Raw genomic sequence first — 17199 nt, 5'->3', positions numbered from 1 at the left:
TACTACCTTGTAAAATTATTCTAAATCAAAAGATTGCTGTTCGGGCTCGATCTGGACACTCTCCGTGCCGCCCTCTTCGCCCTCATCCTCTTCGTCGGTCACGGGCTCTTTTTTCGGACAGCGGGAGATGCTGACGACATCATCGCCTTTGACGATGTAGACGCCGCTCGTATTACGGCTCGATTTGGAGATGCTCTCCATATCGACGCGGATCATCTTGCCGCCTTTTGTCAGCGCCATCATGTCCATATTTTCGTTAACGATCACACAACCGACGACATGCTGGCCGGTTTTCGCATTGAGTTTCATCGCGATGACCCCGCTGCCGGCGCGGTTGGTGAGGCGGTATTCGCCCGCCGTTGTGCGCTTGCCGATCCCCTTCTCGCTGACAGTGAGGATCTCCTGCTCGTCGCTGTCGATGATGTTCGCGTCAACGACACGGTCGCCGTCATGCTTGAACTTGATACCGCGTACCCCACGGGTACTGCGTCCCTGATCGCGGGTCTTGTCGATCTCGAACTTGATGCACTGCGCGTACTTCGTCAGAATGAAGAGGTACTTCGTCTCCGTCGTGGCGATTTTCGCCGTAATGAGTGTATCCTCGTCGTCGAGGACGATGGCACGAACCCCGTTGCTGCGGATGTTGGAGAATTCGCTGAGGTTGGTACGCTTGACGATACCGTTCTCGGTAAAGAAGACCAGGGATTTCTCCTCGCTGAAGTCCTCCGTCGGGATGATCGACTGGATCTTTTCGTCCGGCTGGAGCTGGATCAGGTTGACGACGGCTTTGCCTTTGGCGGTACGGGAGCCCTCCGGGATGCGGTAGACCTTCAGCCAGTGCAGCTGCCCGCGGTCGGTGACGAACATCAGCGTATCGTGGGTGTTGCAGGTGAAGAAGCTTTCGATGAAGTCATCCTCGTAGGTCGTGACGGCGGTCTTGCCTTTGCCGCCGCGGCGCTGTTTCTCATAGTTCACCAGCGGCACACGCTTGATGTAGCCGCGGTGGGTGATGGTGACGACCATCGGCTCGTTCGGGATCAGGTCCTCGATATCGATATCGTCGTAGTCGTCTTCGATGTCCGTACGGCGAGGATCGTCGTAGACCTCCATCACCTCGTTGAACTCCTCTTTGATGATGCCGCGGAGCACATCTTCGCTGCGCAGAACGCTCTCGAGATACTCGATGAGTTCAAGCAGCTCTTTGAGCTCGTTCTCAATCTTTTCGCGCTCAAGCCCGGTGAGCTTCTGAAGGCGCATATCGAGGATCGCCTGGGCCTGGACCGGGCTGAAATCGAACTCGGAAATAAGCCCCTCTTTGGCGGTTTCGGTGTCCTTGCTGGCGCGGATCAGCTTGATGATCGCATCGATGTGGTCCAGTGCCTTCTTCAGACCTTCGAGAATGTGCGCGCGCGCCTTCGCTTTTTCAAGGTCGAAGATCGTACGGCGGATAATGACCGTTTTGCGGTGGTTGATGAAGTGGTTCAGCATCTCCAGGATCGGGAAGACTCTCGGCTCCTGGTTAAGGATAGAGAGCATGATGATCCCGAAGGTCGTCTGCATATTGGTCGACTTGAAAAGGTTATTGAGGACGATCTCGCTCATGGCGTCACGTTTAAGCTCGATGACGACACGGATGCCTTCGCGGTCGGATTCGTCGCGGATCTCGCTGATACCGTCGATCTGTTTGTCCTTGACAAGGTTGGCGATGCTTTCGATCAGGCGCGCCTTGTTGACCATGTAGGGGAGTTCATCGATAACGATGATCTCTTTTTTGCGGGTCTGTTCGATATGGGTCTTCGCACGGACTTTGATGCGGCCGCGGCCGGTTTCATAGGCGTCGATGATCCCTTTTTTCCCGTAGATCGTACCGCCGGTCGGGAAGTCAGGTGCCTTGATGTAGTGCATGATGTCCGGCAGGGTCGCTTTGGGGTTGTCGACAAGGTGCACGAGGGCGGAGAGAACCTCTTTGGGATTGTGCGGCGGGATGTTGGTGGCCATACCGACGGCGATACCGGATGAACCGTTGATCAGCAGGTTCGGGACGCGGGTCGGCAGGATCTCGGGCTCCTGGGTCGTTGCGTCGTAGTTGTCGATCATATTGACGGTCTCTTTGTCGAGGTCCTTGAGAAGCTCCCCAGCATACTTGGTCATACGCGCTTCGGTGTAACGCATCGCTGCCGCGTTGTCGCCGTCGATAGAACCGAAGTTCCCCTGGCCGTCGACGAGGGTCATACGCATGGAGAAGGGTTGGGCCATCCGGACCAGAGCATCGTAAACCGCGGTATCACCGTGGGGGTGGTACTGGCCGATAACGTCCCCGACGATACGGGCGGATTTCTTGTATTTCGCCCCGGCGGAGAGATTGAGTTTGTCCATCGCGTAGAGGATACGGCGGTGAACCGGTTTGAGACCGTCGCGTACGTCCGGGAGCGCACGGCCGATGATGACACTCATGGAGTAGTCGAGGTAGCTGCTCTGCAGACTCTCTTCAATATTGATATTTTCGATTTCGCTGTTATCCAACGGTTCGCTCATGGCTTGTCCCACCTCGTACAGGAGCCCGCAGGCCCCATGTTCTAAGATTTTTGGCGCTTATATTAACCTATATATACTTAAACACGACGGGGGCGCTGGGGATGGACGGCGGAAAGCGAAGGGTGCCTAAAAATTAAACAATCTTATAGAGCAGATTACCGACAAAATTGTATACCATTTTCATGAAACTTCCGCAGCCGAGGTTGCGAAAAAAGGATTAACCAATGAAGAAGTGGCTTTTGTCCATGATGATGCTTCTGCCGACGCTGGCGCTGGCAGAGGATACGCTCGATACAGGTGATACGGCCTGGATGATGGTGTCAACAGCGTTCGTACTGCTGATGACGCCGGCAGGTCTGGCACTCTTTTACGCCGGGATGACGCGTACAAAGAATGTACTCAATACTTATGCAATGGTAATGGGTGCCTTCGTGGTAGCGTTTGTGGTCTGGGTCATTGCAGGCTACTCCATCGCCTTCGGCGCGAACGAGAGCGCGGCACTGCAGAACGTGTTCGGCGGCTTCGGCAACGTCTTCCTCTCCGGTATCAACTGGTCTGACCTTTCCGGCAGCTACCCGACCTTCGTCTTCATCGCGTTCCAGGGTACGTTTGCAGCGATCACCGTTGCCATCGCCTCCGGTTCCGCGATCGAGCGTATGAAGTTCTCAACATGGATGCTCTTCGTTGTCCTGTGGGGCCTGGTGGTTTACGCACCGATCACCCACATGGTATGGGGCGGCGACGGTGCCTACCTCTTCGATGAAGGTGCCCTTGACTTCGCCGGCGGTACGGTTGTCCACATGAACGGCGGTCTGGCCGGTCTGGTCCTGGCAGTCATGCTCGGCAAGCGTGCAGGTTATCCTAAGACAGCCATGAAACCGGCGAGCATCATCCTCACCGCTGCCGGTGCGGCGATCCTCTGGTTCGGCTGGTACGGCTTCAACGGCGGTTCCGCATTCGGTGCGAACGCTGTTGCAGGTCTCGCGGTTCTGACAACAACGATCGCTACGGCAGCTGCGGGTGTCACCTGGATGCTGATCGAGTGGTTCATGTTCAAGAAACCGACCCTGCTCGGTGTCGCTTCCGGTATCGTTGCCGGTCTCGTCGCGATCACTCCGGCCGCCGGCTTCGTCGGTGTCGGCGGTGCCTTCATCGTCGGTATCGTCGGTGCACTCATCGGCTTCTTCGGTGTCGCGATCCTGAAAAAGAAACTGGGCTACGACGACAGCCTCGATGCCTTCGGTATCCACTTCCTTGCTGGTCTGTGGGGTGCGATCGCTACGGGTATCTTCGCGCTGAACGATCAGGACCTCCTCTGGGACGGTCCGCTCAAAGCAAGCGGCGACCGTATGGGTCAGCTCTTTGTGCAGTTCGAGTCTGTCCTGATCGTCGGTCTGTGGACCCTGGTCGGTACGGTCATTGTCTACCTGATCTCCTCTGCGATCACCGGCGGTGCACGCGTTGACGAAGAGACGGAAACAATGGGTCTGGACGAGTCCGTCCACGGCGAGCGCGGATTTAATCTCTAATTGAACCACTTGATGTACGCCGAAGGGGCAAAGCCCCTTCGACTACGTTAACACTGGGTTCTCCTCGGCGGAGGGCCCGCGCACCCTTGGTGCTCTTGGACTTGAAGGTGTCAAACATCTTCTACTTCGAGAGGAGAGGGTGTTACAATGCTTGAAACTTTTCTACGAAGAAGCCGAAAGCTTCTTTGTGCTTTAGTAGCCATAGCGGCAAGCGAAAGTGAAGCGGACTTTGTTCGGTTCGCGGCAAAAAAAGGAATTGAAATATGAAAAAAGTAGAAGCGATCATCAAGCCGTTCAAGCTTGAGGATGTGAAGGATGCACTGGCTGAGATCGGTATTACCGGTATGACGGTCAGCGAAGTCAAAGGGTACGGGCGCCAGAAAGGGCACAGCGAGCTCTACCGCGGTGCGGAGTACGTCGTTGACTTCCTGCCGAAAGTCAAAATGGAGATGGTCGTCGAAGCGGCATCGGTCGACCAAGTCGTCGATACGATCGTCGAAGCGGCCCGCACCGGCAAGATCGGTGACGGTAAGATCTTCATCAGCGATATCGAAAAAATTATCCGTATCCGTACCGGCGAATCCGGCTCCGAAGCGGTATAACATTTTCCATCAGGGCAGAGATTTCTGCCTTGATTTTGTACATCCAGTACTATTGTCAAGGGTTTGATGATTAATTAATAATCATTTGTCTAAAAAAAGATCATGGTTTTCTTGATAAGATTTCATTTAGTCTTATGAGGAGAATACATGAAAAAAATAGAAGCGATTATCAAACCGTTTCGTCTTGAAGAGGTAAAGGATGCGCTGGCACATATCGGTATTACCGGTATGACGGTGAGCGAAGTGAAAGGGTACGGGCGCCAGAAAGGGCACAGTGAACTCTACCGCGGTGCGGAGTACGTTGTTGACTTCCTACCGAAGATCAAAGTGGAGCTGGTCGTAGGTGACGAGCAACTCGAGCAGGTACTCGAGACGATTACAGAGGCGGCGCGTACCGGTAAGATCGGTGACGGCAAGATCTTTGTCAGCGGCATTGAAAAGGTGATTCGTATCCGTACGGGTGAAACCGGTTCCGAAGCGATTTAGGCGTCGCGATGGAAAATTTCGGTTATATTGTCGACACCCTCTTCGCCCTCTTTGCGATGACGCTGATCATCTTTATGGTGCCCGGCTTCGCCATGCTCGAAGCGGGGCTTGTCCGTACGAAAAACGTCACTTCCGTTCTCACCGTCAATACGATGATCTATGCCGTTGCATCGGTGATGTTCCTGCTCGTGGGCTACCAACTGGCCTTCGGCGGCTGGGAGAACAGCGGGATGAGCATCTATGCCGCCTTTTTGTTCCAGATGGCCTTCGTCGGGAAGACCGTCAATATCATGAGCGGCGGGGTGAGCGAGCGGGTGCGGATTCTGCCGATAGCCCTCTTTACCGTGCTGATGGGAGGGTTTATCTATCCGCTCGTTGTCAACGTCTCCTGGGGCGCGGATCTACTGGCCGGGACCATACTGGATCTGACAATGTACGACCTCGCCGGTTCGACCGTCATCCACTCGACGGGCGGCTGGGCGCTGCTGGCGGCCATCATGATCATGGGACCCCGTAAAGGGCGTTACAAAGACGGCAAGATCCATGTCATCCCGGCATCGAACATCCCTCTGGTCGTTCTGGGTGCACTGCTGCTGTGGATCGGCTGGTTCGGTTTCAACGGCGGTTCCGTCGGTTCAATTGCCAGCAAAGAGAACGCGGATACGGTGGCGCTCACGATCATGAATACCAATACCGCGGGCCTGGCGGGGGCATTGATCGCGGGGATCTTTATGTATCTGCGCTACCGAAAGTTCGATATCACGATGATCCTCAACGGTGCGCTGGGCGGGCTTGTTGCCATTACGGCGGGCCCTGATCTTTACGATATCCATACGCCGATCATCATCGGTGCCATCGGCGGCGCGCTGGTCGTCATTGCCGTCCCGCTGTTTGACAGGCTGAAACTGGATGACCCGGTCGGTGCTCTTTCGGTCCACCTCGTGAACGGGATCTGGGGGACCCTGGCCGTCGGCATCTTCGCCGCCGAGCCCGAAGCGGGGATTACCCTTCTTGGCCAGCTCAAAGGGGTCGCAGTCGTTGCGGTGTTCGTTTTCACCGTGTCGTACGCGGCAATCTATATCATCAACAGATTCCTGCCGTTCCGTGCGGGAGACGATGAGCAGGTCGAAGGGCTTGATGTCACCGAGTGTGGTCTTGAAGCCTACCCGGAGTTCAAGCGGGCGTTCTAACCTTTTCGGGCATTCCCCGGAAACGGTACTCGTTTTTTTCTTCAGGTTTTTTTGTTCCCCTTCTTCTCTGCCTGTGCAAAGCAGAAGTCGAACCGGGAAGAAGAAAGCACAAAGGGCTGCCGCCCTCGGTTATCCTCCACTCATCACGAATCCGCTCGACCCGCTAATGATCTTCTAAAACCTTGACAAAATAAGTGGACGCTGACAGGCTTCGCTTTTCGCTTTTCGCTTTTCGCTTTTCGCTTTTCGCTTTTCGCTTTTCGCTTTTCGCTTTTCGCTTTTCGCTTTTCGCTTTTCGCCTTACTATTCGACGGTAACGCTTTTCGCGAGGTTTCTTGGCATGTCGACGTCGTTGCCGAGGCGGATGGCGATCTCCATAGAGAGCAGTTGCAGGACGACCATCGTTTCAAAGAATTCGAGCATATAGTGGTCATGTGCGGCAATGGGGATGAAATCGTCCGCTTTGTCAAAGGGGGCATCGCTGATGGCGCAGATCGTGGCATCGCGGGCACTGAGTTCCTCGACGTTGCTCTTCGTTTTGTCATAGAGCAGGTTCTTTGGCATCAGGGCGATCGTAAAGAGTTCCGGGTCGGCCAAAGCGATGGGACCGTGTTTCATTTCGCCGCTGGGGTACCCTTCGGCATGGAGATAGCTGATCTCCTTGAGCTTGAGGGCGCCTTCGAGGGCGAGGGGGAAGAAGATGTCCCGCCCGATAAAGAAGAAGCCGTGGCCGTGCAGATAGCGTTTGGAGAGACGGCGGATACGTTCGTGCAGGTCGTCGTGGACCCGGACGACGGCCGGAACTTCGCGCAGCAGACCAATCTGCTTCCGCAAGGTTTCGGTATCGATCGTGTTTTTGGTCTGGGCGACGTAGAGGGAGAACATCCACAGTACTGCCATCTGCGTCGCAAAGGCTTTGGTGGAGGCGACCCCCTTTTCAATTCCGGCGCGGGTGAGAATGGCGGCGTCCGCCTCGCGGACCATGGAGGAGTTGTCGACGTTGCAGACGACAAGGGTCTTCAGCCCTGCGGCCTTGGCCATCTTGAGCGTCTCCAGGGTATCGGCGGTTTCACCGCTCTGGCTGATAACGACGAAGAGCGTGTCGGTGCAGAGCAGGGGCTCTTTGTAGCGCAGCTCGCTGGCGATCTCGACGGAGGTGCGGATCTTGCCGAGGCGTTCGAAGAGGTAGCTTGAAGCGAGGGCGGCATGGTAGCTCGTCCCACAGGCGCAGAGTTTGATCTCGTTGATCCCTTCGAGCAGGGAAGCATCGAGCTCCTCGAAGAGGATCGCTTCCTCCGCGAGCCGGCCGATCAGGGTATCGGAGAGCACTTCGCTCTGTTCGTAGATCTCCTTTTCCATGAAGAAACGGAACCCCTCTTTCTGCGCGGAGAGCTTCGATTCCGGCAGCGCGGCGAAGCGCGGTACGACCGCAGCGGCATTGGCATCTTCGAGATGGATCCCCGTGCGCGACACGAAACCAAGCTGGCCGTCTTCGAGGTAGATGACACGGTGGCATTTGCCGATCAGTGCCGCATCGGAGGAGCCGAAGAACTTTTCATCGCTCTCGTTCACGCCGACGATCATCGGAGAGCCGTGCTTCGCAAAAAAGATCGTTTCGGGCATCTGCTTGGTGACGAGCAGGATCGCGTACGCTCCCTTGAGGCGGCTCACGGTTTCGCGGAAGGCATCGAAAGGCTTCATCCCGCCGTTCAACAGGGATTCGAAAAGGTGGACGATCACTTCCGTGTCGGTCTGGCTCAGAAAATGGACACCTTCGGCGATCAGGGCGTTCTTGAGTTCCTGGTAATTCTCGATGATACCGTTGTGCACAACGTAAGAGGCATCGCCCAGGTGGGGGTGGGCATTGATCTCGGTCGGCTTCCCGTGGGTTGCCCAGCGGGTGTGGCCGATTCCCGCGGCAAAACCGCTGGTCGTGAAGTCTGCCGTTTTAGCCTCAAGATTGGCCAGCTTGCCGACCGCTTTGAAGTAGGAGAACTCCTCTGCCTGCAGAACGGCGATCCCCGCGGAGTCGTAGCCGCGGTATTCAAGCTCTTTGAGGCCGTCGAGCAGGATCCCTTTCGTATCGTGTTTTCCGAGGTAGCCGACAATGCCGCACATTATGCATTTCCTTTACAGAGCAGGGGGATTAATCGGTCCGCATTATTGCACATCTGCGGTGTCTTCTCGATTAAGAAATGGTCGCGGGCACGGCGCTTCGTCGTATGGATTTTGGCCGTGACGATCTGCATATCGAGGGCATCGAGGCACTGGATGATGAAGGCCAGCAGCCCGCGCTGGTTTGCCGTATGGACGGCGAGTTCGGCGAGGCTTTTGGAGTGTTCGCAGTCGATGGTGATCTGGTCGGGTTTGATGTCGGGCGCTTCGAGAGAGACGCTTCTTTGCATGTCGAAGGACTCTTCGACGACCTCCCTGATGCTTTCGTACATATCCGGTGTCGGCGTCTGAAGGAAGTCGATTTTGAAGTACTTGACATCGTCAAAGAGGGTAAAGACCTCCATCGAGACGACATCGAGGTAGCCGAGCCGTCCCAACAGGTAGGTGAGGTTCAGGGGGATCTTGCGAAGGATCTCGATGCTCAGCCCCGTGCTGAAGTCCAGAGCGTACTGGTAGGCTTTGACTTCGCGGGCGCGCTGTGCGATCTGCAGGATCTCCTCGGGGCTGTGAAGGGAGAAGAAGATATTCGATTCAACCGAGAGTATCTTTTTCTGCAGCAGGCGGGGGAGGGCTTTGAAGGTGTCGAGGCGCTGGATGCGCTGCTCGACTTTGAGGCGGCGCGCGGCGTCGGTGATCCGCTCTTTCTCCTGGGCGACTTCCAGGGAGGAGTGGTAGAGCTCGTTGAGCAGTTTCGCATTGAACGCGTTGTAAGTCCCGGGGCCGACGCCGCTCATATCGGCGTAGGTGAGGATGTAGAGCAGGGTCAGCAGCCGCGGCGTTTTGATGATGGACATGAATTTGTACAGTGTCTTTTCACTGTGGATATTGTGCCGCTGGGCAATGATGCTCATCAGGATGTGATGGCGCACGAGCAGAGCGGCGTCGTCGGTGATTTCGGCACTGAAGCCCATCTTCTGCATGACCGGGCGGATCAGCTTGACCCCGACCTCACTGTGGTCGAGTTTCCGTCCCTTGCCCGCGTCGTGCAGGAGGACGATGATTTTAAGCATGGTCCTGTCTTCAAGGCTGATCGTGTCATAGAGGGCCTTGACATCGGGATCATCGATGGATTCGAATGCCTTGATGCACTGGATGGAGTGCAGGCCGACGGGGTAGTGGTGGTAGCCGTCGAACTGCGGCAGGAAGAGCGCTTTTTTCAGCGCGGGGATCAGCTCCGCAAGGATGCCGGCGTCATAAAAGAGGCGAAGAAAACCGTAGGTGTGTTCACGTTCGAAGAGCTTGCGGAGCAGCTGCTTGACCGTGTTGCTTCTGGGGTGGGAGACCGATGTATAGGTAAACTGGCTGACAAAGCTGTCGTCGAAACAGTAGGGACGGTCATCAAGGCTGACTAGGATGTTCAGCAGCGATTCGATGGGCTGTGCCTTGAGGTGGAAGGAAGCGAACACTTTGTCTTCAGAGACAAAGATGCCCCGCTGTACCCATTGACCCCGCAGTGCAGGCAGACGTGAGGCGTCGTAAAGCATTGGCCGGATCATCTTCGTGACAAAGATGCTGCTGAAGTTGTGGATCCTCCACATCGCTTCGATGACCTGGGTCGCGAGCTTCATATCGTCGGAGAAGCCCAGCATTTTCCGCACCTTGGGCAGATACTCCAGATTGAGTTGGTCGTTCTGCTTGCCGGAGACGAGGTGCAGGGCGCTGCGCACACGGAAGATCAGCTCCAGCGCGATCCGGTAGGCGCGGTAGGACTCCTCGGTGAAAATCGTGCCGTCGAGTTCTTTGAGGTTGGTGACGTCATAGCGGGTCTTGGCCACCCAGTAGAGCAGCTGGGAATCCCGCATCCCGCCGACACCCTCTTTGATATTGGGCTGCATGGAGACGGGGTATTTTGCCTGTCGGGTCTCTGCTTCGGCGAGCTTGGCTTCGATGAAGCGGCGGGGCTCATAGCGGCGGATGCGTCCGAGTTCCCGCTGGGTGGAGTGCCAGGTAAAGTTTGAACCGACGATAAAGCGGGCCTCCATCATCGCCGTTCGGATGGTAATGTCCTCGTCGGCGGCATCGAAAAGTTCGGAGACCTTATGGACCCTGTGGCCGAGTTTCAGTCCGGCATCCCAGGCGAGGTAGAGGAACTTTTCGATGATCGCCTCGGTATTGTAGCCGTCCAGGGGGACGTAGACAATCATCAGGTCGATATCGCTGTAGACGGAGAGCTGTTCACGGCCGTAGCTGCCCAGCGCCATCAGGGAGATGGGGATGGCGTTGCGCATCGGCAGATAGTTGCCGAACATCCGTCGAAGTACCGTTTTGTACATCTGGATGATGAACTGGTCGAGGGCTTTGGTATGGCGGACAAGGAAGTCTTTCCCCTGGGTTTGTGCGAAGAGGTCGGGCAGGGAATCGAGGTAGATGCTGATCGCCTGTTTGAACCGTTTCGAAATCTCGAAATCGCTGGCGTTCGTCTCGATAAGGGTCTCGATATCTTCTACTAGTGTTTTCAAGGGGGCTTTTCCTCTGATGAATTCTTATTATTATAGTGATTTTAGCCTTTGGAGGCGCTCATCTGGCTATAATGCGCGAAAAGAAAAGCAGAGAGAAAGCATGACGAAAATTGCAAACCGCCGCATCGGTTTCGAAGAGGCGCTGGCACTGTACGATGAAGATCTTTTCAGCCTCGGCGAAAGCGCGGACGCACTGCGGCGCGAGCTGCATGGCGACAAGACTTACTTCAATATCAACCGTCATATCAATCCGACCAATGTCTGTAAAGATGTCTGCAAATTCTGCGCCTACAGTGCCAGCCGCAAAAACCCGAATCCCTATACGATGAGCCACGAAGAGATTCTCGGGATTGTCGATGAAATCGTTTCGCGTGATATCAAAGAGGTGCACATCGTCTCGGCCCACAATCCTGAAACGGGGCTGCAGTGGTATCTTGATGTCTTCCGTAAGATCAAGGAGAAATACCCGCAGCTGCACGTGAAGGCGCTGACGGCGGCGGAGGTGCATTTCCTCGCCGAGGAGTACGGCAAAAGTTACGACGAGATCCTCGACCTGATGGTAGAGAACGGCGTCGATTCGATGCCTGGCGGCGGGGCGGAGATCTTTGACGAAGGGGTCCGCGACTATATCTGCAAGGGGAAAGTGACCTCCGAACAGTGGCTGGAGATCCACCGCAAATGGCACCAGCGGGGCAAAAAGAGCAATGTAACGATGCTGTTCGGCCATGTCGAGGAGCGCAAACACCGTATCGACCACATGATGCGCATCCGCGATCTGCAGGATGAAACCGGCGGCTTCAACTGCTTCATCCCGCTCGTGTACCAGTCTGAGAACAACTTCCTCAACGTTAAGGAGTTCATCACGGCCAACGAGATCCTCAAGACGATGGCGATCAGCCGCATCGTCCTCGACAACGTCCCCAACCTCAAAGCCTACTGGGTGACCTCGACGGTGAATCTGGCCCTGGTGGCGCAGGAGTTCGGCGCCAACGATCTCGACGGCACGATCGAGAAAGAGTCCATCAACTCTGCCGCCGGCGCCAAAAGCGCCAACGGCGTCGATCTCGAGGAGTTCGTGCACCTGATCAAAGAGAGCGGGTTCACCCCTGTCGAACGCGATAGCCTCTATAACGAACTGAAAGTCTGGTAAGGTATAATCAGCCCATGGTATTAATGATCGACAACTATGACAGTTTTACGTACAACATCGTGCAATACTGCCTCGAGCTCGGCGCAGACCTGAAGGTCATCCGCAACGACGAGATGACGGTGGAAGAGATCGCGGCGCTGCAGCCGGAGAAGATCATCATCTCCCCGGGGCCGGCGACGCCGGACGAAGCGGGGGTAAGCCTCGCCGTCATTGACCGGTTCAAGGATGCGGTGCCGATTCTCGGTATCTGCCTGGGGCATCAGAGCATCGCTCAGGTCTTCGGCGGCAAAGTCGTGCGAGCGGGGAAGATGATGCACGGTAAGACGTCGGTGATGGAGTGCGAACCTGGCTGTGCGATCTTCAAGCACCTGCCGGAGTACTTCACGGCCACCCGTTACCATTCGCTGATCGTTGAAAAAGCGGGGCTGCCCGACGCCATCGAACCGATGGCCTACAGTCAGGACGATCGTGAGATCATGGCCCTGCAGATCAAAGACAAGCCGATCTACGGCGTACAGTTCCACCCCGAATCGATCATGAGCGAGTTCGGGCACGAGATTCTGGACAATTTCCTCAAACTATGACCCCTCGTCTGGCGCTCTTTCTCCTACTCGGGATCGATGCCGCCATCCTCCTGTTTGAGGCCTCCTCCCTCTCACTGACCTTCCACGGAGCCAGGCTCCTGTATGATTATGAGCCTTCCGTCATGACGCGGATCATCCAAGGTTCGATTGCACTATTCGGGCAGAACGACGTGGCGCTGCGCCTGCCGATGATCGTGATGAACCTTGTCAGTGCGCTGCTGCTCTACAACGTGGCGAAACCCTACGGCAGGCATGCCCGGGAGCGCGTCTGGCTCGTGGCGGTTTTTCTGCTGCTGCCGGGGGTGATCAGCTCTTCGCTCCTGGTGGACGAGGCCGCACTGGTGACGCTCGGGCTTTTCCTCTACCTCTTCCTGGAGCAGCGGTTCGGCAGGCGGGCAGACCTGCTGCTGCCGCTGCTGGCAGTGATGGATGTCGCGTTTGCACTGCTGTTCATGGGATTGGCTGTACAGGCCTACAGGGAACAGCGCCACCGCTACGTCGGTGCCTATCTGCTCCTTACCGTGCTCACGGTCTGGGTATTGGGCTTCAATACAGGAGGACTGCCGCAGAATCAGTTCCTTGATATGATGGGGCTCTATGCCGCGGTCTTTTCTCCTGTCGTTTTTGTCTACCTTGTTTACGTGCTTTACAGGCGTTACGTGACGGGGCAGGCCGACCTGCTCTGTTCTATCGCAGCGACGGCGCTGGTTCTCTCGCTGCTGCTCTCTTTCAGGCAACGGATCGAGATCGAACAGTTCGCGCCTTTCCTGATGGCGGCCCTGCCGCTGGGTATGCAGACCTTCTACCACTCCTACCGGGTGCGGCTGCGGCCTTTCCGCAAACGTTACCGTCTACTGTTTACCCTCGCAACCGCGTTGCTTGTGATCAATGCGGGGGCTGTTTTCTTTAATAAAGCGGCCTACCTTTTCCTGGACGAACCCTCCCGCTATTTTGCCTACCGCGCCCATGTCGCCAAAGAGCTGGCGGATGCACTCAAGGCGCGGGGTATCACCTGCGCGACCTTCCCGCATAACCGCTCCATGCAGCTGCGGGTACGGTTCTACGGGGTGGAGGAGTGCGAAGGGACGGTTATCCGTTCCGAACGCCTGGCAGACCCCAAAAGTGTAACAATTCGTTACTATAATGTTCCAGTAGCTGTTTTTAGTGTTACAAATATACCCAAAAATTAATTCCACGATCCGCTGAGAAAGTCTCAAGCCGGGCTGGGAGATCATACGTGATATAATCCAGCCAAAAGATTTTCAAGGAGTTGAAATGGCTCAAAGAGCGATTCGTGAATACGACGGTAAAGCCATCTTTGCCCGCCACTGGGAAAAATATTTCAGCGGTTTTCACTATGGATTCAAATCGGTTCTTGTCACCAGCGGTGCGGAACTGAAAGCGAAAGCCGAGGAACACGGTTTCGAATGGCTGAAGCAGGAGCCGCTCGTCGCGAAACCGGATATGCTGTTCGGTAAACGCGGTAAAAACGATCTCGTTCTTTTTAAAACGAACAAGCCTGGTGACGTCACACTGGACGATGCCGCCAAATGGATCGATGAGAAGATGTCACATGACGTGACGCTGCTTTCCGGTCAGCACGGCAGACTGACGCACTTCGTCGTTGAGCCGTTCACGCCGCATACCCAGGAGCAGGAGTACTACATCTCCGCGACAACTGTCGGCGAAGACGATGTCCTTTACATGTCCGCAGAGGGCGGCATGGAAGTCGAAGAGGGCTGGGACGAAAAAGTCAACGAGGTTCATATCCCGATCAATATGAGTGATGCGGATATGGAACATGCGGTCCGTGCTAACGTACCTGCAGACATTCCGGCTGAGAACAAAGAATCATTTACATCTTTCGCGATTGCATTCTTCAAGTTCTACCGCGACCTGAACTTCGCTTACCTTGAGATCAACCCGATCGTTATGCTCAAAGACAATGATATGGCGATCCTTGACCTCGTCGCTCGCCTGGACGACACGGCCGGCTTTATGATGGGTGACGCATGGTGCGGTGCAGAGTATCCGACCGCATTCGGTATGGAAGACCAGTCCCCGGAAGAGAAGGCTGTTGCTGAAGCCGATGCCAAATCCGGTGCATCACTGAAACTGACGATCCTCAACCCGCTTGGCCGTATCTGGACGATGGTTGCCGGCGGCGGTGCTTCTGTTGTTTATGCGGATACGATTGCAGACCTTTCCGGTGATGTCAAAGAGCTCGCAAACTACGGTGAATACTCCGGTGGTCCGACGACGGGTGAAACGAAGTTCTACGCCGATACGCTCCTTGACCTGATGACGCGCCACAAAGATGCGCAGGGCCGCGATAAAATCCTCATCATCGGCGGGGCGATCGCGAACTTCACCGACGTTGCGAAGACCTTTACGGGTATCATCCAGTCCTTCGAAGAGTATGCAGAGAAGATGAAAGCGCACAATACGCGCATTTACGTACGCCGCGGCGGACCGAACTACGAAAAAGGTCTCAAAGACATTAAAGAAGCGGCGGACCGTCTCGGTCTGTCCATCGAAGTCTACGGGCCGGAAACACACGTCACCGATATCGTGCGTATGGCACTTGAGAAGTAAGGAGAGAAGAATGGGTGCACTGTTTACAAAAGACACACAAGCAATTTTCTGGAACAACAACGCAAGCGCGATCCAGCGCATGCTCGACTATGACTTTGTCATCAATCGTGCGACACCGTCGGTAGCGGCAATCGTTGCACCGACTTCCAGCAATAAATTCGAGAAGTTCTTCTACGGGCCGGACGAAATTATGGTCCCGGTTTTCCGCAACACAACCGATGCGGCGAGCGCGTTCCCGAACGCAGATGTTCTGCTGAACTTCGCCTCTTTCCGTACGGCGTATGACGTCACGATGGAAGCGATCGGTCTGAAGGGCCAGTTCAAAACGATCATGGTGACGGCGGAAGGTATCCCGGAGCGTCTGGCTCGCGGTATGAACCAGGCGGCACGTGATGCCGGTGTCACGGTTATCGGGCCTGCGACGGTCGGCGGTATCGCACCGGGCGCGTTCAAGATCGCGAACGTCGGCGGTACGATCGAGAATATCATCAACTCCAAACTGCACCGTGCAGGTTCGTGTGGCCTTGTCACACGTTCCGGCGGTCTGTTCAACGAACTTTCCAACATTATCTCCATCAATGCCGACGGTATTGCAGAGGGTGTTGCGATCGGTGGTGACCGCTTCGTCGGTTCCGTCTTCATCGACAACCTCCTGCGTATGCAGAACAACCCGCAGGTCAAATACATGATCCTGCTCGGTGAAGTCGGCGGTACGGAAGAGTACAAAGTGATCGAGGCGGTGAAGTCCGGCAAGATCACGAAACCGATCATCGCATGGTGTATCGGTACGATTGCCAAGCACTTCAGCTCCGGTGTCCAGTTCGGACACGCGGGTGCCTCTGCCAATGCCGATGCTGAAACAGCGGCGGCGAAGAACAAAGCGATGGCGGAAGCCGGTATCTATGTACCGGAATCCTTCAACGATCTTCCGGCGAAGATCAACGAGGTGTACAACAAGCTCAAAGCCGAAGGTGTTATCGGCGAGATCGAAGAGCCGGCACTGCGCGAAGTACCGAAAGTCCGCCGTGCAAAACAGTTCATCTGTACGATCTCCGACGACCGCGGTGAAGAAGCAACCTATGCGGGTCATCCGATCAGCTCCGTTGCGACACCGGACACCGGTTTCGGTATCGGTGACGTCGTCTCCCTGCTCTGGTTCAAGAAGCGCTACCCGAAATGGGCGACGGATTACATCGAAACGGTTATGAAAACTGTTGCAGACCACGGCCCGGCGGTTTCCGGTGCACACAACGCGAAAGTCACCGCGCGTGCCGGCAAAGACGTTATCTCTGCGCTAGTCACTGGTCTTCTGACTATCGGACCGCGCTTCGGTGGTGCGATCGATGACGCGGCGCGCTACTTCAAGTATGCGAACGACAACGGTATGAGCCCGGCAGAGTTCATCGCCTACATGAAAAAAGAGGGCAAAACGATCTCCGGTATCGGTCACCGTATCAAGTCCGTCCGTAACCCGGACCTGCGCGTTTCCGGTCTGAAGAAGTTTGCAGCTGAAAACTTCCCGGCGACTCCGCTGCTTGATTTCGCCCTCGAAGTCGAGAAGCTGACGACGTCCAAGAAGGATAACCTGATCCTGAACGTCGACGGTACGATCGGTATCCTGATGGTCGATATGTGGCGTGCGCTCGGCTACTCCGAAGAGGAAATCGACGGCTTCATCGACGCGGGTGCCCTGAATGCATTCTTCGTCGTCGGCCGCTCGATTGGCTTCATCGGTCATATCCTGGACGAAAAACGTCTCGGTATGCCGATGTACCGCCACCCGATGGACGACATTCTTTACAACGTCGAAAAAGCGGAAGAGCTTTAAAAAGCACCGTTCGACAAAATGTAATGCCTCCGGGGAAGCGCAACGCGCACTTCCCCGGATTTCTTC

12 protein-coding genes are annotated in these 17199 nt (G+C 55.7%); 9 read left to right on the top strand and 3 right to left on the bottom strand.

Annotated elements, in window-relative coordinates; translation table 11 throughout:
- Positions 1-15: 15 nt before the first annotated feature.
- Complete coding sequence (gene gyrA, locus ACM66T_RS11495) at positions 16-2535, bottom strand: DNA gyrase subunit A (RefSeq protein WP_231019150.1); 2520 nt, start codon at positions 2533-2535, stop codon at positions 16-18.
- A 224-nt stretch (positions 2536-2759) separates the two neighbouring features.
- On the opposite strand from gyrA, the gene ACM66T_RS11490 reads away from it, so the two are divergent.
- From ACM66T_RS11490 to ACM66T_RS11475, 4 genes are all read left to right on the top strand, one after another.
- On the top strand, positions 2760-4064 hold the full coding sequence (locus ACM66T_RS11490; protein WP_231019149.1) for an ammonium transporter: 1305 nt from the start codon (positions 2760-2762) through the stop codon (positions 4062-4064).
- A gap of 263 nt (positions 4065-4327) precedes the next feature.
- Positions 4328-4666, top strand: a complete 339-nt coding sequence (locus ACM66T_RS11485) for a P-II family nitrogen regulator (RefSeq protein ID WP_231018425.1) — start codon at positions 4328-4330, stop codon at positions 4664-4666.
- Positions 4667-4813: 147 nt separating this feature from the next.
- Positions 4814-5152, top strand: a complete 339-nt coding sequence (locus ACM66T_RS11480) for a P-II family nitrogen regulator (protein ID WP_231019148.1) — start codon at positions 4814-4816, stop codon at positions 5150-5152.
- Positions 5153-5160: 8 nt separating this feature from the next.
- The gene (locus ACM66T_RS11475) at positions 5161-6342 is read left to right on the top strand and encodes an ammonium transporter (protein ID WP_231019147.1); all 1182 of its coding nucleotides are present in this window, start codon (positions 5161-5163) and stop codon (positions 6340-6342) included.
- A gap of 303 nt (positions 6343-6645) precedes the next feature.
- Here the strand turns inward: ACM66T_RS11475 and glmS are convergent, their stop codons facing one another.
- Positions 6646-8460: a glutamine--fructose-6-phosphate transaminase (isomerizing) gene (gene glmS / locus ACM66T_RS11470; protein ID WP_231019146.1), complete on the bottom strand. Its 1815-nt coding sequence runs from the start codon at positions 8458-8460 to the stop codon at positions 6646-6648.
- Positions 8460-10976 (bottom strand): HD domain-containing protein, encoded by a 2517-nt coding sequence (locus tag ACM66T_RS11465; RefSeq protein WP_416768568.1) that lies wholly within the window; start codon positions 10974-10976, stop codon positions 8460-8462. Before ACM66T_RS11465 ends, glmS begins: the two co-directional genes overlap by 1 nt.
- A gap of 100 nt (positions 10977-11076) precedes the next feature.
- Here ACM66T_RS11465 and mqnE point away from each other — a divergent pair, with 100 nt between their 5' ends.
- The 5 genes from mqnE to ACM66T_RS11440 all read left to right on the top strand — a co-directional run bounded on the left by mqnE (position 11077) and on the right by ACM66T_RS11440 (position 17133).
- The gene (gene mqnE, locus ACM66T_RS11460) at positions 11077-12126 is read left to right on the top strand and encodes an aminofutalosine synthase MqnE (protein WP_231019143.1); all 1050 of its coding nucleotides are present in this window, start codon (positions 11077-11079) and stop codon (positions 12124-12126) included.
- Positions 12127-12140: 14 nt separating this feature from the next.
- Positions 12141-12710 (top strand): aminodeoxychorismate/anthranilate synthase component II, encoded by a 570-nt coding sequence (locus ACM66T_RS11455; protein WP_231019142.1) that lies wholly within the window; start codon positions 12141-12143, stop codon positions 12708-12710.
- Complete coding sequence (locus ACM66T_RS11450) at positions 12707-13900, top strand: hypothetical protein (RefSeq protein ID WP_231019141.1); 1194 nt, start codon at positions 12707-12709, stop codon at positions 13898-13900. The genes ACM66T_RS11455 and ACM66T_RS11450 overlap by 4 nt, the downstream gene beginning before the upstream one ends.
- 85 nt (positions 13901-13985) lie before the next feature.
- Complete coding sequence (locus ACM66T_RS11445) at positions 13986-15305, top strand: ATP citrate lyase citrate-binding domain-containing protein (RefSeq protein ID WP_231019140.1); 1320 nt, start codon at positions 13986-13988, stop codon at positions 15303-15305.
- A 10-nt stretch (positions 15306-15315) separates the two neighbouring features.
- Positions 15316-17133 carry a citrate/2-methylcitrate synthase gene (locus tag ACM66T_RS11440; protein ID WP_416768567.1) on the top strand — a complete coding sequence of 606 codons (1818 nt, stop codon included), beginning with the start codon at positions 15316-15318 and terminating at the stop codon, positions 17131-17133.
- Positions 17134-17199 lie beyond the last annotated feature (66 nt).

Origin of the sequence: Sulfurimonas sp. ST-25, from assembly GCF_048079205.1 — a bacterium.
Taxonomy (GTDB): Bacteria; Campylobacterota; Campylobacteria; order Campylobacterales; family Sulfurimonadaceae; genus Thiomicrolovo; species Thiomicrolovo sulfuroxydans.
The sequence above is the reverse complement of the archived record's forward strand: the minus strand, read 5'-3'. Positions and strand labels throughout refer to the sequence as shown.

What these genes read in the sequence shown, in the direction of transcription:
- glmS (WP_231019146.1), bottom strand. Translation starts at nt 8,460, where the DNA reads ATGTGCGGCATTGTCGGCTACCTCGGAAAACACGATACGAAAGGGATC.
- gyrA (WP_231019150.1), bottom strand. Translation starts at nt 2,535, where the DNA reads ATGAGCGAACCGTTGGATAACAGCGAAATCGAAAATATCAATATTGAA.
- ACM66T_RS11450 (WP_231019141.1), top strand. Translation starts at nt 12,707, where the DNA reads ATGACCCCTCGTCTGGCGCTCTTTCTCCTACTCGGGATCGATGCCGCC.
- ACM66T_RS11475 (WP_231019147.1), top strand. Translation starts at nt 5,161, where the DNA reads ATGGAAAATTTCGGTTATATTGTCGACACCCTCTTCGCCCTCTTTGCG.
- ACM66T_RS11480 (WP_231019148.1), top strand. Translation starts at nt 4,814, where the DNA reads ATGAAAAAAATAGAAGCGATTATCAAACCGTTTCGTCTTGAAGAGGTA.
- ACM66T_RS11485 (WP_231018425.1), top strand. Translation starts at nt 4,328, where the DNA reads ATGAAAAAAGTAGAAGCGATCATCAAGCCGTTCAAGCTTGAGGATGTG.
- ACM66T_RS11455 (WP_231019142.1), top strand. Translation starts at nt 12,141, where the DNA reads ATGGTATTAATGATCGACAACTATGACAGTTTTACGTACAACATCGTG.
- mqnE (WP_231019143.1), top strand. Translation starts at nt 11,077, where the DNA reads ATGACGAAAATTGCAAACCGCCGCATCGGTTTCGAAGAGGCGCTGGCA.
- ACM66T_RS11440 (WP_416768567.1), top strand. Translation starts at nt 15,316, where the DNA reads ATGGGTGCACTGTTTACAAAAGACACACAAGCAATTTTCTGGAACAAC.
- ACM66T_RS11490 (WP_231019149.1), top strand. Translation starts at nt 2,760, where the DNA reads ATGAAGAAGTGGCTTTTGTCCATGATGATGCTTCTGCCGACGCTGGCG.
- ACM66T_RS11445 (WP_231019140.1), top strand. Translation starts at nt 13,986, where the DNA reads ATGGCTCAAAGAGCGATTCGTGAATACGACGGTAAAGCCATCTTTGCC.